Source organism: Pseudomonas sp. 05N434 (assembly GCF_056396965.1).
Map to the genome: position 1 here is coordinate 25,960 of NZ_JBFTMK010000030.1, position 12,329 is coordinate 38,288.

At 57.7% G+C, this 12,329-nt stretch carries 11 protein-coding genes; 7 read left to right on the forward strand and 4 right to left on the reverse strand.

The features are described 5' to 3' along the window. Window positions 1–17: 17 nt before the first annotated feature. Together AC1DLB_RS03735 and AC1DLB_RS03740 are read right to left on the reverse strand one after the other, a co-directional pair. Window positions 18–1,559, reverse strand: a complete 1,542-nt coding sequence (locus tag AC1DLB_RS03735) for a sensor domain-containing diguanylate cyclase (protein WP_032834283.1) — start codon at window positions 1,557–1,559, stop codon at window positions 18–20. A 125-nt stretch (window positions 1,560–1,684) separates the two neighbouring features. Beyond that, window positions 1,685–2,923 carry an SGNH/GDSL hydrolase family protein gene (locus tag AC1DLB_RS03740; RefSeq protein WP_477744470.1) on the reverse strand — a complete coding sequence of 413 codons (1,239 nt, stop codon included), beginning with the start codon at window positions 2,921–2,923 and terminating at the stop codon, window positions 1,685–1,687. A gap of 111 nt (window positions 2,924–3,034) precedes the next feature. On the opposite strand from AC1DLB_RS03740, the gene AC1DLB_RS03745 reads away from it, so the two are divergent. Both AC1DLB_RS03745 and AC1DLB_RS03750 read left to right on the forward strand, forming a co-directional pair. Continuing rightward, on the forward strand, window positions 3,035–3,940 hold the full coding sequence (locus tag AC1DLB_RS03745) for a LysR family transcriptional regulator (protein ID WP_064618530.1): 906 nt from the start codon (window positions 3,035–3,037) through the stop codon (window positions 3,938–3,940). A gap of 47 nt (window positions 3,941–3,987) precedes the next feature. Next, on the forward strand, window positions 3,988–5,019 hold the full coding sequence (locus tag AC1DLB_RS03750; RefSeq protein WP_086944893.1) for a bifunctional helix-turn-helix transcriptional regulator/GNAT family N-acetyltransferase: 1,032 nt from the start codon (window positions 3,988–3,990) through the stop codon (window positions 5,017–5,019). Here the strand turns inward: AC1DLB_RS03750 and mug are convergent. Together mug and AC1DLB_RS03760 are read right to left on the reverse strand one after the other, a co-directional pair. Further along, window positions 4,931–5,470, reverse strand: a complete 540-nt coding sequence (gene mug, locus AC1DLB_RS03755) for a G/U mismatch-specific DNA glycosylase (protein ID WP_477744469.1) — start codon at window positions 5,468–5,470, stop codon at window positions 4,931–4,933. The two genes, AC1DLB_RS03750 and mug, sit on opposite strands and share 89 nt — an antisense overlap. 8 nt (window positions 5,471–5,478) lie before the next feature. After that, on the reverse strand, window positions 5,479–6,105 hold the full coding sequence (locus AC1DLB_RS03760; RefSeq protein WP_018930072.1) for a TetR/AcrR family transcriptional regulator: 627 nt from the start codon (window positions 6,103–6,105) through the stop codon (window positions 5,479–5,481). 260 nt (window positions 6,106–6,365) lie between these two features. Between AC1DLB_RS03760 and AC1DLB_RS03765 the strand changes: the two genes are divergently transcribed. From AC1DLB_RS03765 to AC1DLB_RS03785, 5 genes are all read left to right on the forward strand, one after another. Then, the gene (locus AC1DLB_RS03765; protein ID WP_018930073.1) at window positions 6,366–7,493 is read left to right on the forward strand and encodes an HlyD family secretion protein; all 1,128 of its coding nucleotides are present in this window, start codon (window positions 6,366–6,368) and stop codon (window positions 7,491–7,493) included. Beyond that, entirely contained in the window at window positions 7,493–8,977 is a 1,485-nt protein-coding gene (locus AC1DLB_RS03770; protein ID WP_477744468.1) for a DHA2 family efflux MFS transporter permease subunit, read from the forward strand. Before AC1DLB_RS03765 ends, AC1DLB_RS03770 begins: the two co-directional genes overlap by 1 nt. Window positions 8,978–8,996: 19 nt before the next feature. Then, window positions 8,997–10,487, forward strand: a complete 1,491-nt coding sequence (locus tag AC1DLB_RS03775) for an efflux transporter outer membrane subunit (protein ID WP_477784618.1) — start codon at window positions 8,997–8,999, stop codon at window positions 10,485–10,487. 31 nt (window positions 10,488–10,518) lie between these two features. Further along, entirely contained in the window at window positions 10,519–11,469 is a 951-nt protein-coding gene (locus tag AC1DLB_RS03780) for an aldo/keto reductase (protein WP_138867833.1), read from the forward strand. A 66-nt stretch (window positions 11,470–11,535) separates the two neighbouring features. After that, on the forward strand, window positions 11,536–12,329 hold a 794-nt coding region (locus AC1DLB_RS03785), incomplete at its 3' end, for a LysR family transcriptional regulator (RefSeq protein WP_477784619.1).

The window sequence follows — 12,329 nt, forward strand, 5'->3', positions numbered from 1 at the left end:
TGCTCGCTCCTACAGCCTTATCCGGCCTCGATCAAAGACAAGCAGGCAGTCTGATTCCGGCCTGAGCGTTTCGCCCGGTACAGTGCCGAGTCCGCCTGTGTCAGCAGGTGCTTATATTCGGCAGCCTCCGGCACGCAGGTATAAACCCCTAAACTGACGGTCACACTCTTGGCCGGGTTGCCATCGTGTGCAATAGCAAGGTTCAGCACCGCGAGCCTGATGTCTTCGGCAATGGAGTAGGCACCTTCGGCATCTGTATCGGGTAGTAATACCGCAAACTCTTCGCCACCGTACCGCGCGGCTAAATCCGATGGCCTGTGAATGCATTGTGCGATTGCCTGCGCTACGGAAGCGATGCAATGGTCGCCGGCAATGTGCCCGTATTGATCGTTGAAGCTTTTGAAATAATCAATGTCGAGCATTATCAAACTGATCGGAGAGTGATGTCTTACCGCGCGAAGCCATTCCTGCTGCAAGCTGTTTTCGAGGTGGCGTCGGTTTGCAAGTCCGGTGAGGGCATCTTGCAATACCAGTTTTTCCAGGGCTGCCCGGGTCTGCTTCAAATGATTCTCTACCGAGACGCCGTAACGTATTTTCTTGATGAGCAAGAGGCCGACAAGAAGGTTGACCAGCAGCACTGCGCCAATCATCAATGCCATCTTGATTGTTCCGGTTTTCCACTCGGCAAAAATGGCTTCCCGTGAATTGGCGGCAGCGACGACCAGCGGATATTTTTGAAGCAACCTGTAGCCGAAGAGTCGATCAACGCCGTCGATAATCGATTTGATCATGACGGTATCAGCCGGAGACTTGGGTAAATAGATGGAAAATATTTCCCCTTTGGCTAGCGACGCACCGATGAACTCTTCAGCAAATGGCCGCCTGGCGATTATCGTTCCGTCGGGAAGGGCCAGGAAAATGGCGCCTTTGCGGTCAATGGAGAACGTTGAGAAGAACTTGTCAAAGTAGGCCATTTTGATCGTGGCCAGCACGACACCCTTAAAATGGCCCTCGCTATCGTTGATTCGTCGGGAAAGAGGAATAATCCATTCGCCGGTCGTGCGGCTGCGGATGGCCCGGCCGATGCGAGGCGACAAGGTTACGTTGTTTTTGTGAAAGATGAAGTAATCACGATCGGCATTGTTGGGCGCTTCAGGTTTCGAATCGAACGAAGTCAGGATCCAGTTGCCGTTTTCATCATAGTAAAAAAGGCCGTGCAACTGTTCGGTGGTAAAGACTCTGCGCTTAAGCAGTTTTTGCGTTTTATCGAGCTGTTGGGCACTTGGGTTGTCTTTTATTCTGTCGATCAGTTCATCCAGGATCAGGTTGGCTTCATCAAACGTGTCAGTCGCTTGTTGGGCCATCGACCACGTCAAATTGCCTGATACCAGTTTTGCTTGTGAGAGTTCATAGGCTTTACTTTGGGCGGCTTGAAGCCAGTAAATACTCAGTATCGAGAGGGTGACTAAAGCCATGAACACGACGGAGATCGCTGTTGCCGGCAGTCTTCTCGGCTGCAAAGGGGAGTGGCGGGTATTGTCTTCGGAGCGGTTTTCCACAAAACCCCCTAGGATGAATTTCGACTACATTATCTGCTGATCTCCATCGGTGCCAACAGTTCATGTCATTCTCGAACTTGGGCAATTCAAGATCCATATGGTTTTTCGCGTTTTGTTTCAAACGACTAGATCAGCGTTTTCAGGTCGATATTCTCGGCCATCGCCTTGTTGCCGGTATCGCCGGGATGCAAGTGGTCGCCGGAGTCGATAGTCGGCAGTAAGCGACTTGGGTGTTCAGGGTCGCGGGTCATTAGATCGAAGTCGATCACGGCATCGAATGCGTGACTAGTACGTATCCAGTCATTAACTGCCTGGCGCAGTTGTTCTTTCTCGGCGCTGTGATAGTTCTTCACGATCGTTCCATCCAGGGCGCCTTCGACCGGCATCAGGGTTGTTCCAATGATGCGAATGTTGCTCAGGCGCGCTTGATCGATCAGTTGCCGATAGCCCGCAATCAACTGTTCCTTGGCTGGCAGGCGTTCGTTCGGAGCGAAGGAGGAGCCCGGCCAACTGATGTCATTGATGCCGAGCATCACAATCACCGTTTTTACTCCGGGCTTGCCCAGCACATCGCGCTTGAAACGCGCCAGTGCACTGACACCCATGCCATCTTCGAGCAGGCGAGCCCCGGATATCCCAGCGTTGAGCACCGCGAGCCTCTGCGCGGCCAAGCGTTGAGCGAGGAAGTCCGGCCAGCGTCGATTGCTGTCCAGGGTCGAGCCATTGCCATCGGTAATCGAGTCGCCGAGCACCACAAGGGCACGGGTGTCGAGCGGTGCATCCACCAGGATGTCGCTGAGAAACAGCCGCGCCTCCACCTGCTCGCTGCCTTCCAGTCGCTGAGCGTCGACATGTTTGCCAGGGGTGATAAATGCGGTTTGTTTGCCATCCCAGTGGAAGGTCGTCAACGGCGTGTGCTGCGGCAGATAAAGAGAGATCGCCAGCTCACTGAGCGCCGGCACTGCCAGTTCTATCGGATCACTGATCCGCGTTTCACCCGCGGCGAGGGTGACCTGTTCCTGATCACTGAACTTCAGCGTGTGCCCGGAGCCTGCGCGAATCTGATCGACGCCCTCAGCGAAGGCGATACGCGCGGCACCGATGACCAGCGGTCGCTTGCCATATTCGTTGGAAACCACCACCCGTACCCGGCTTCCGCCGCTGCTGATGCGCACCCTCTGGTGAAGGGTGCTATCGGTCAGCGCTTCCGGAATTCGCGTGGGCAGTGGCAGTTCGTTGCCCCAGGTGGGTTGAGGGCTGGCCATCCAGGTGGTGACCCAGTTTTCCGCCGCCATGACAGGGCTTGCGGCAAGCAGGACGGTCAAGGCGAGAGGCAACGTTATTCTCGAGTGAAAGGCTTTCATCCAGGTATCTCCTTGGGGGGGGGAATGGATCAAGAAGGCCAGATTGGTCTATTCAAAATGCGTGTGGTAGAAGGGGAAACTGCATACAGCCCATTCCAGAATCGAATGCCCATGGACAGTCTTAGAGCGATGCATTGTTTTGTCCGCGCCATTGAGCTCGGAAGCCTGTCATCTGCCGCGCGTGAGTTAGGCAGCACTCAGCCCACCGTCAGCAAACTGGTCGCGGCCCTGGAAAAGCAATTGGGAGCCCGTTTGTTGATTCGTGGCACCACCGGGTTGACGCCTACCGAACAGGGAAAGCGTTTCTACGAGCGTGCCAAAGGCGTGCTGGAAGAGTACGGCGAGGCCGTTGCGGATGTGCGTGGTCTGACCGAACGCCCCGAAGGTTTTCTGCGCGTCAACGCTCCGGTCAGCCTCGGTGTGTTGCGGTTGAATGTGTTGCTGTTGTCGTTCATGGAGCAGTACCCGGCTATTGAAGTGGAGCTGATCCTCAATGATCGTTTCGTCGATCTCACTGAGGAAAACGTCGACCTGGCCCTGCGCCTGGGGGGCAGCCTGCCGCCGAACGCCGTTGCCCGACGCATAGCGACTTCACCGCGCTATCTGGTGGCCGCACCGGAATACCTGCGCAACCATTCCCCATTGAACAGCCCGGCGGACTTGAGCGAGCACAACTTCCTGCGTTTTGCGTGGTTGACCGCGGGCGACCGTCTGGAGCTCAACGGCCCCCATGGTGAGCAAATCAGTGTCACGACTCAGGGGCGCTATCGAACCAACAGCTCATTGGCCATTCGCGACGGTCTTCTGCAGGGTGCGGGGCTGTGTATCACGCCGGCCTGGCTGGTCAGCGACCTGCTTGAAAACGGGCAGTTGGTCCGGGTGCTGCCCGACTGGAGCGGCCCACCGAACGACGCTTTTCTGATCTATCCCGAACGCCGCTACCGCCCGCTGCGCACGCGTTTATTGATGCAGTATCTGGCCGAACGGGTAGGGCAGTTGCCTGGTTTCTTGCCTTGACGGAGCACCCTTGATTTGACGGGTATTTGGTTGTGCTATACAACTAAATGCACATTCTGTTCGAGGTGCTTGCCGTGACCCGTACCCAGTCAGACCTGATCAACCAAGTCCGTTCAGCATCGCGCCTCATGGTGCGCGAATTGGGGTTCATGCAAACCACGCTGGCGGCGACGGACTATTCGCCTTCGTTTGTTCACACGATCGTGGAGATTGGAGATCGGGGGGCGCTGACAGCAGGGGAACTTGTGGAGCTGCTCGGCCTGGAAAAATCCACTGTGAGCCGGATGGTGCGCAAGCTCATTGAGGCCGGCGAGATCGAAGAAATTCCACACGAGGAGGATGCGCGCTCCAAGAAACTGCGACTCACGGCACAGGGCAAGAAAACCCTGCGAGCCATTGATTCGTTCGCCAGGCAACAGGTGGACGCTGCCTTGGTTTATCTGACGAATGAGCAACAACAAGCGGTGAGTGAGGGCATCGCCAACTATGCCGGCGCACTGCAAGCTCATCGACTCGGTACAGCGCCGCAGCCACCCGCGCAGCTGGAGATCGCTCGGGGCTACCGGCCCGGAATCATCGGCCGCATGGTGCAAATGCATGCCGACTACTACGCACGGCATTCGAATTTCGGCCAGCCGTTCGAAAGCCTGGTTGCATCGGACATGGCGGAGTTGATGGGGCGTTTGCACAATCCACGCAACGAAGTTTGGGTGGCGTTGGATGGCCAGCGAATTGTCGGTTCCATCGCCATAGACGGTGAAGGCGAGGGCGGCGAAGCGATTCTGCGCTGTTTCATTCTGGATGACTCGGCGCGAGGCAAAGGCGCAGGCAAACGCTTGTTGGCTGAAGCCATGAAATTCTGTGACGAACAGGGCTTTTGCGCGACGCGGTTGTGGACGTTCAAAGGCCTGGATGTGGCTCGTAAACTGTATGAAGACTTTGGCTTCAAGTTGGAACAGGAGCAAGAGGGCCAGCAGTGGGGGGCGACGGTTATCGAACAGTGTTTTGTGCGACCTGGCCCGGTTGCTGGGCCGCTAAATGGAGTTGGCGATACGCATCCACCAATTGATCTTGCGTGAACGCGCGATTTCGCCCGCTGGGATTGGGCAGGACCCAGACCGAGGCATCACCAAAAGTTTTTGACTGAAGCCCCCACGCGATGTCCCGTTGACCGGACAACGCGCTGTACGCAGCTTTGCCGAGAAACGCCACAAAGCGTGGCGCATAGTGTGCGATCTTTTGTTCAAAATCCGCAGCGGCAGCGGTGAATTCATTCACGGACAGCTGATCCGCTCGCGCCGTAGGCCGTTCAACCACTGCGGTTAATCCACATTGATACTGCAAAATCGTCCGGTCGTTTTCCGGGGGCACCTCTGTAGGCGTAAAACCGGCGAGATGGAGTGTGCGCCAGAAGCGATTGCCTCGACCCGCAAAATGATGGCTCAGGGCGGCGGCAGTCACGCCCGGATTAATGCCACAAAAAATCACCGCAAGCCGTTCGGTGAGAATGTCTTCGAGTCCTTCACTCACCCTACACCTCACACACCGCAAATCACGTTGACCGCATTGCGGGCAAGCTCCGTCAATTCCGCGCGGGATTTGCCCGCCCGCGCCCGTATCGAAATGCTATGCAACAGGGATGAGGCGAGTACGGCGAGGGCGGCTGGGTCGACATCGTCTTTCAACTCACCGGCGCTGACTGCCGCGCGCAGACGTGTTTCGAGATCGGCATCGAGCCGGCTGAGCCGGTCCGCAAGAACCTCTCGTATTGCAGAATCCTCGACGGCTTCGGTCGTCGCCGTGCCGATCGCAAAGCAGCCACGCGGTTGCCCCTCGCCCGAGAAGTAGATCGACAACTGTCCCTCATAGAAGCCCATTAGCGCCTGCTCCAAAGTCAGGTCTTTGTCCATAAGCGCCTCCTGCATGGCAGCGGAGGCAGACTCCCAATACTGCTCAAGCGCCTTGATGTAGAGCGCGTGCTTGTCACCGAATGCCGCATAGAGGCTTGGGCGATTCATGCCGGCGGCGGTGGCGATGCTGTCCAGGGAAGCGCCGGAATATCCAGTGCTCCAGAAAACCCCAAGTGCCTGTTGCAGCGCTGTCTGCGGGTCATATGCGCGGGGGCGGCCTCGGCCTTTGCCCTCTGTAATCTTTTTTTGTGCCATGTCGTACAAAATCCTTGTGTGGGGATGGACTGCTCTATATTCTTACACCATCGCACAAAATTAAGGAACCAGAAGTTCCTGAACGTCAGGTTTGTTGTAGCTGAGCTCGAACTGGGTGTTGCGGCGACGAAACCGGTGCGGTGGAGCGATCCTCCCTGACCGTGCACGGGTTTGCTTTCTCACAGCAATTTTTGCCATCAGGGCCGCAGGCGATTCTCGCAGGTGCTGGCCCGATTTCCCGGTTAAAGGTGTATTCGATCATGACTAAACAGTTCGACATCCCGGCTACGCAGACCTTCGAGCACGCAAGGCCTGACGCGCCCATCAAAAAACCGTTCAAGCAGAAATTTCGGCCCTTGTTGATTGTCGGTTTGCCGGTGCTCTTCGCAGCGCTGGGCTATGCCCGCTATCAAGCAGGCGAGGCGTTCATTTCGACCGATAACGCCTACGCTCGAGTGGCGAAGGCGTCGATCAACGCGCGTATTTCCGGACAAGTCGTCGAAATCGCCGTCGAGGACAACCAACCGGTTCACAAAGGCCAGATGCTGTTTCGGATCGACCCGAAACCGTTCCAGATCGCGGTTGACCGTGCGCAAGCACAGCTGAGCGTGGCGCGGCTGCGCATCGATGGGCTCAAGGCCGGTTACCGCCAGCAGCAGGCTGAACTGCAATCGGCCAAAGAGTCGGCCGATTTCGATCAGCGCGAGTTTGCCCGCAAGAAAGCGCTGGTCGCTACCGAGTTCGTCTCGCGGGCGATTTACGAGCGCGCCGACACCGACCTCAAAGTTGCCCGGCAACGCATCGCGTCGATCGAACAACAGATCGCCAGCACGGTTGTCGCGTTGAACGGTAATCCAGACATCGAAGCCGATAACCACCCGACGGTTCGTGAAGCGAGGGCGCAGCTGGACGAGGCGCAACTCTACCTCTCGTACACGACGGTATATGCGCCGGACGATGGCATCGTGGCCAAGGTCGACGATCTGCAGGTTGGCAACTACGTCAGCAACGGTGCGCCGGCCTTTGCGCTGCTGTCCGATCGGCAGATTTGGGTCGAGGCCAACTTCCGCGAGACGCAGGTGACCCACATGCGTCCAGGCCAGGAAGCAACCATCAGCATCGATACCTATCCCGATCACGTTTTCAAAGCCCACGTGACCAGCATGAGCCCCGGTGCCGGATCGGACTTCGCCTTGCTGCCGCCTGAAAATGCCACCGGCAACTGGGTCAAGGTTGTCCAGCGGGTACCGGTGCGCCTTGAACTCGACGAGGCCGACCCTGCGTTTCCGCTTTTTTCGGGCACCAGCGCCACGGTCAAGGTCGATACCGGGTATCACACGCCATGGTGGCATCCGCTCAAGGCGCTGTTAACCGCAGGTAACTTCTGATGAACGCCAATTCTATCGGGCCTCAAGGTGCGGGAACATTGAGGTTCGCCGCGCTGCTCGCGACCTATATGCAGTCGGCGAACCTGCCGTTGCCCAATGCAGTACTCAGGTTTATCCAAGGCGGCCTGTCGATGACTGACGACCAGGCAGGCTGGGTATTCACCTCATACCTCGCGGCGAGCGCCATCACCATGCCGGTTGCGCAGTGGCTGGCCGGGCGTTATGGCTTGAAGCGGGTTTATCAGGCCGCGCTGGCCTTCTTCGTTCTTGGCTTGCTGCTCGCCACAGTTGCGACGACTCCGCTGGAGTTCGTCGGTGCGCGAATTATCCAAGGCCTGGCGAGTGGCGTGCTGGCGCCGCTGTCGATGGCGATTTCAATGGAGACGTTGCCACTGGAGAAGCGTGCGAAATTTGGCGCGACATGGACGGCAATCGTGCTCTTGGGCATCGTCAGCGGCCCGAGCATCGGTGGTTGGGTCAGCGAGCATTTCGGCTGGCGGCCGATCTTCTACATCAGCCTTCCGTTGTCGGCATTCATCTTCCTGGTGATGGCGCTTTTGCTTGCCGAGAAGAAGGCCGAGCAACGTCCGTCGTTCGATTTCTTCGGCTTCGGCAGCTTCACGCTGGCGTTGATCAGCCTGCAAATGTTGCTCGACCGCGGCGAACGCCTGGACTGGTTTGCCTCGACCGAAATCTGGCTGGAAGCGGTGGGCTGCGCGTTGGGGCTGTACCTGTTCGCCGTGCATCTGTTGAGCAAGAAGGTGCATTTCCTCAACAAGCGTCTGTTCAAGGACCGCAACTTCGTACTGTCGACGATTATCTTTTTCGCCGTGGGTTTCGTGCTGTTGTCGACCATGGCACTGACGTCGCCGATGCTGGACGAGATCCTCGGCTATCCGCCTGATACGACAGGTTCGCTGACGATACCGCGCGGTGTGGGGCTGGTAGGGGCGTTCCTGCTGATGGGTCGTGTTCCCGAGCGTTTCGACCGTCGGTGGTTCGTGGCGATTGGYGTGGCCGTGGTGATTTACGCCAACTGGCTGATGCTCGGTTATTCGCCTTTGATGGACTGGTCTCCGGTGGCGATCGCCGGGGCAATCCAGGGGATTGGCATCGGCATCTTGATGCCGTCGCTCACCAAGATCGCGTTCAGCACGCTCGATCCCAAGTTACGCCCGGAAGGCACCGGCTTTTTCAATCTGTCGCGTGTTTACGGGAGCACCCTCGGCGTTGCGATCGTGCAGATTTTTTTCTTCAACAATACGCAAGCGATGCACCTGGCACTGGTCAGCCATCTGACGCCTTATCGCGCCGCTGCGCATACCGCGGGGATGTCCCTGCAAGCACTGGCGGGGCTCAACGAAATGATCACCGGCCAGGCGGCTTTTATCGCGGTGATCGACCAATTCAAGCTGTTGATGGTGGCGATGCTGGTGGTCAGTCCACTGGTTGTCTTTCTTCGCAAGCCCGTTCCGACCAACTAGTTTTCGTGGAGTTTGCCCAATGAAATCCAATGCGCGCTTCATCAACAGACAGACGTTAAAAACCACGTTCGGTGCGGTGTCGGTTCTTGCGTTCCTGACGGCTTGCACCGTCGGCCCCGACTATCAAATGCAGCCGCCGAGCCTGTCGCAGCACTACGACCGACAGGCCGAGCAGCGTCTCGGCCAGGGCGGCAACCAGCCTGGCGGGCAACACATCAACCTTGGCCAAAAGGTCAGCGGTGACTGGTGGACGGCCTTCCATTCGCAGAAGCTCGACCAGGTTGTGCGTCGCGCCATCGAGGGCAATCTTGAGCTCGTGGCGGCGGATGCAACGATCCGGCAAGCGGCGTCGTCCGTCGCGGCGGCGGAGGGTGCGCTTTATCCGCAGGTCGACTTTGGCGCCCAGGCGGGTCGTCAGCGGGTACACAACGCGAARGAACCTTCGATCTCCAATTTCTACGCGATCGGGCCGCGGGTCGGTTTCGACCTTGATGCGTTCGGCGGTAACAAGCGGCGGGTCGAGCAGCAGCAAGCGTTTGCCGATCTTCAGAAGCATCGATACGAAGCGGCGTACCTGACCCTGACGGGGAATGTCGCCAGCCAGGCATTGTTGGTGGCGTCTGCCAATGCGCAGATGGCAGCCGTTGAAAAGCTGCTCGCCAATGACGCCAAGAACCTCGACCTGGTGCGCAGGGCACACGCCAGCGGCGTCACCACGCAGATCGACGTTTCGCTGGCCGAGACCCGGCTCGCCCAGGACCGCACACTGTTGCCGCCCCTCGCCCAGCAGCGTGATGCCGCGCGCCATGCGCTGTCGATTCTCACCGGCAAAGGCCCTGGCGACTGGATCGCGCCGGACTTCGATTTTGCCGAGTTCGTATTGCCGGCCAACGTGCCAGTGAGTGTGCCCTCGGAAATGGCCCACGGCCGACCGGACGTCCTGCAAGTAGAGGCGGAACTGCACATGGCCAGCGCGGCAGTCGGTGTCGCGACTGCGAACCTCTATCCCCATGTAACGCTGTCCGCCTCGCTGGTACAGGCCGCTTCCGGCAATGGTGGTGCCGCGCTCTGGGGTTTGGCTGCAGGGTTGGCGGGGCCGATCTTTGACGGCGGAACGCTCAAGGCTGAACGTCAGGCTGCCGTCGACGGTTACAAGGCGACGCTCGCCGGTTATCAGCAGACGGTCATTCAGTCGTTCGGTCAGGTCGCGGACTCGTTGCAGGCGATCAACCATGACGCCGAGCAAAACCTGGCGCAGGAAGACGCGTTACGCGCTGCAGAAACCAGTTTTCGGTTGAACCAGCAAGCCTATGCGCAAGGCGAGAACAGCATTCTCCMGGTACTGGAAGCGGRACGAGCCTACGAGCAAGCGTTGCTGGGGAAAATCCGGGTGAAGACCGCGCAGTATCTCGACACGGTGCAGCTGTATGTAGCCCTCGGCGGTAATTCCGTCGGCGCGTTTGAGCAACGGATTGCCAGTCGCGAAGCACATAACCCTTCGTATCAATAACGGCTACGGCCCCGAACATTGGAGTCAAGAGATGTCTTACGAAGCTTTTCACGATGCACTTCGCGATACCCGGTTTGCGCTGAACCACGGCTCAGGTGAAATGCCGGCCGTTGGGTTTGGCACGCTGTTCAGTGATCTCAGCGTCACCACACAAGCGGTCAAGGACGCCTTGGAAGCGGGCTTTCGCCATTTCGATTGTGCAGAGCGCTATCGCAATGAGGAGAGTGTCGGCGCTGCGATAAAAGAGATGCTGGAGGCGGGCAAGATCCGCCGGGAGGACGTGTTCATTACCACTAAACTGTGGAACACCAACCATCGTCCCGAGCGAGTCAAACCTGCCTTCGAGGCCAGCTGCCGCCGCCTCCAAGTGGACTCTATCGACTGCTACCTGATCCATACGCCGTTTGCCTTTCAACCCGGTGAGAATCAGGACCCGAGAGACGAACAGGGTCGCGTCATCTACGACTCCGGCGTGACACTGATCGAGACCTGGAGAGCACTCGAACGCCTGGTGGATGAAGGCCGCTGCAAGTCCATCGGCTTGTCTGATATCACGTTGGAAGCGTTAAAAGAGATTGTGGCAGTGGCCCGGATCAAACCTGCCGTGGTGCAGGTTGAATCCCACCCTTATCTGCCGGAATGGGAACTGCTTGAGTTCTGCAAACAGCATGGAATCGTCCTCCTGGCGTTCGCGCCACTGGGCCATGGCATGGAGCCGAAAGTGTTGGAAGATTCGGTGATTACAGGGATCGCCAAGCGCTTGCAGAAGACTCCGGCTCAAGTGGCATTGGCCTGGTCTGTACAACGGGGCGTTGCTTTTTTGACCACGTCCGCTACACCAAGTCATATCAAGGAAAACCTGGATATTTCCACCCTGCCGCATAGGGCGATGCTTGAGATCAAGGAAGATATTACGACCAGGGTACGATTCAACTCGGTCGTGGAAACCGGTGTGCCTGGATTTATTCCACGGAAAAAGTGACACGTGACGAGGAGGGCGGCCTGCTGTAAGGCCGCCCCTGTTATCCACGGCCTTGAGGTGAAAACGATGGACGTTTTCCAAACCATGCGGTTTTTCATGGCTGTTGCCCAGAGCGGCAGTTTTACCGCGGCAGCCGAGCTATTGGACACCACGACAACCAACGTCTCCAAAGCCGTTTCCAGCCTCGAGACCAGGCTTCAAACCCGTCTGATTAACCGCACCACCCGACGCCTGGCGCTGACCGAAGCCGGTGCGCGCTATTTGCAACGATGCGAGAGGATTCTTGACGAGGTACGTGAAGCCGATGAGGAAGCCGGGAGCGCTCACACCCGGCCCGTGGGCAGGCTGAAAATTCATGCCATGTCAGCCATCGGTAATCACTATGTGATCGATACCATTGCCAAATACAGAGAGACTCATCCCTCGGTCATGTTTGATTTGACGCTGACCAATCGGCTACCTGACTTGCTTGAGGAAGGGTATGACATGTCGATTGTTTTAGCGCGGGATCTGCCCGATTCAGGGTTTGTCGCTCAGCGGCTTGGCATCACTTACAGCATTCTCTGCGCTTCGCCTGCTTATCTGAAGAAACGCGGAATCCCGGACTCTCCGGGTTCTCTTGGTACACATGATTGTTTGAGGATTGTTAATACGGTAATGCCGGTTGAACACTGGGCATTTGAGGGGCCTGAAGGCGTGGAGTCAATCAACGTCCCATTGTCTCCTTTTCATATCAATACGGCTGATGGAATGACTGTCGCGATAACAAACGGGATGGGCATCGGTATTCAGCCGATTGCTTCTGCGGTCAATGGCCTCAGGGCCGGCACGTTAGTGCGCGTGTTGCCGGAGTATCGGCT

Coding starts and splice junctions, on each gene's coding strand:
- AC1DLB_RS03760 (WP_018930072.1), bottom strand. CDS start 6,105: ATGGCACAAAAAAAGATTACAGAGGGCAAAGGCCGAGGCCGCCCCCGC.
- AC1DLB_RS03780 (WP_138867833.1), top strand. CDS start 10,519: ATGTCTTACGAAGCTTTTCACGATGCACTTCGCGATACCCGGTTTGCG.
- AC1DLB_RS03745 (WP_064618530.1), top strand. CDS start 3,035: ATGGACAGTCTTAGAGCGATGCATTGTTTTGTCCGCGCCATTGAGCTC.
- AC1DLB_RS03765 (WP_018930073.1), top strand. CDS start 6,366: ATGACTAAACAGTTCGACATCCCGGCTACGCAGACCTTCGAGCACGCA.
- AC1DLB_RS03750 (WP_086944893.1), top strand. CDS start 3,988: ATGCACATTCTGTTCGAGGTGCTTGCCGTGACCCGTACCCAGTCAGAC.
- AC1DLB_RS03740 (WP_477744470.1), bottom strand. CDS start 2,923: ATGAAAGCCTTTCACTCGAGAATAACGTTGCCTCTCGCCTTGACCGTC.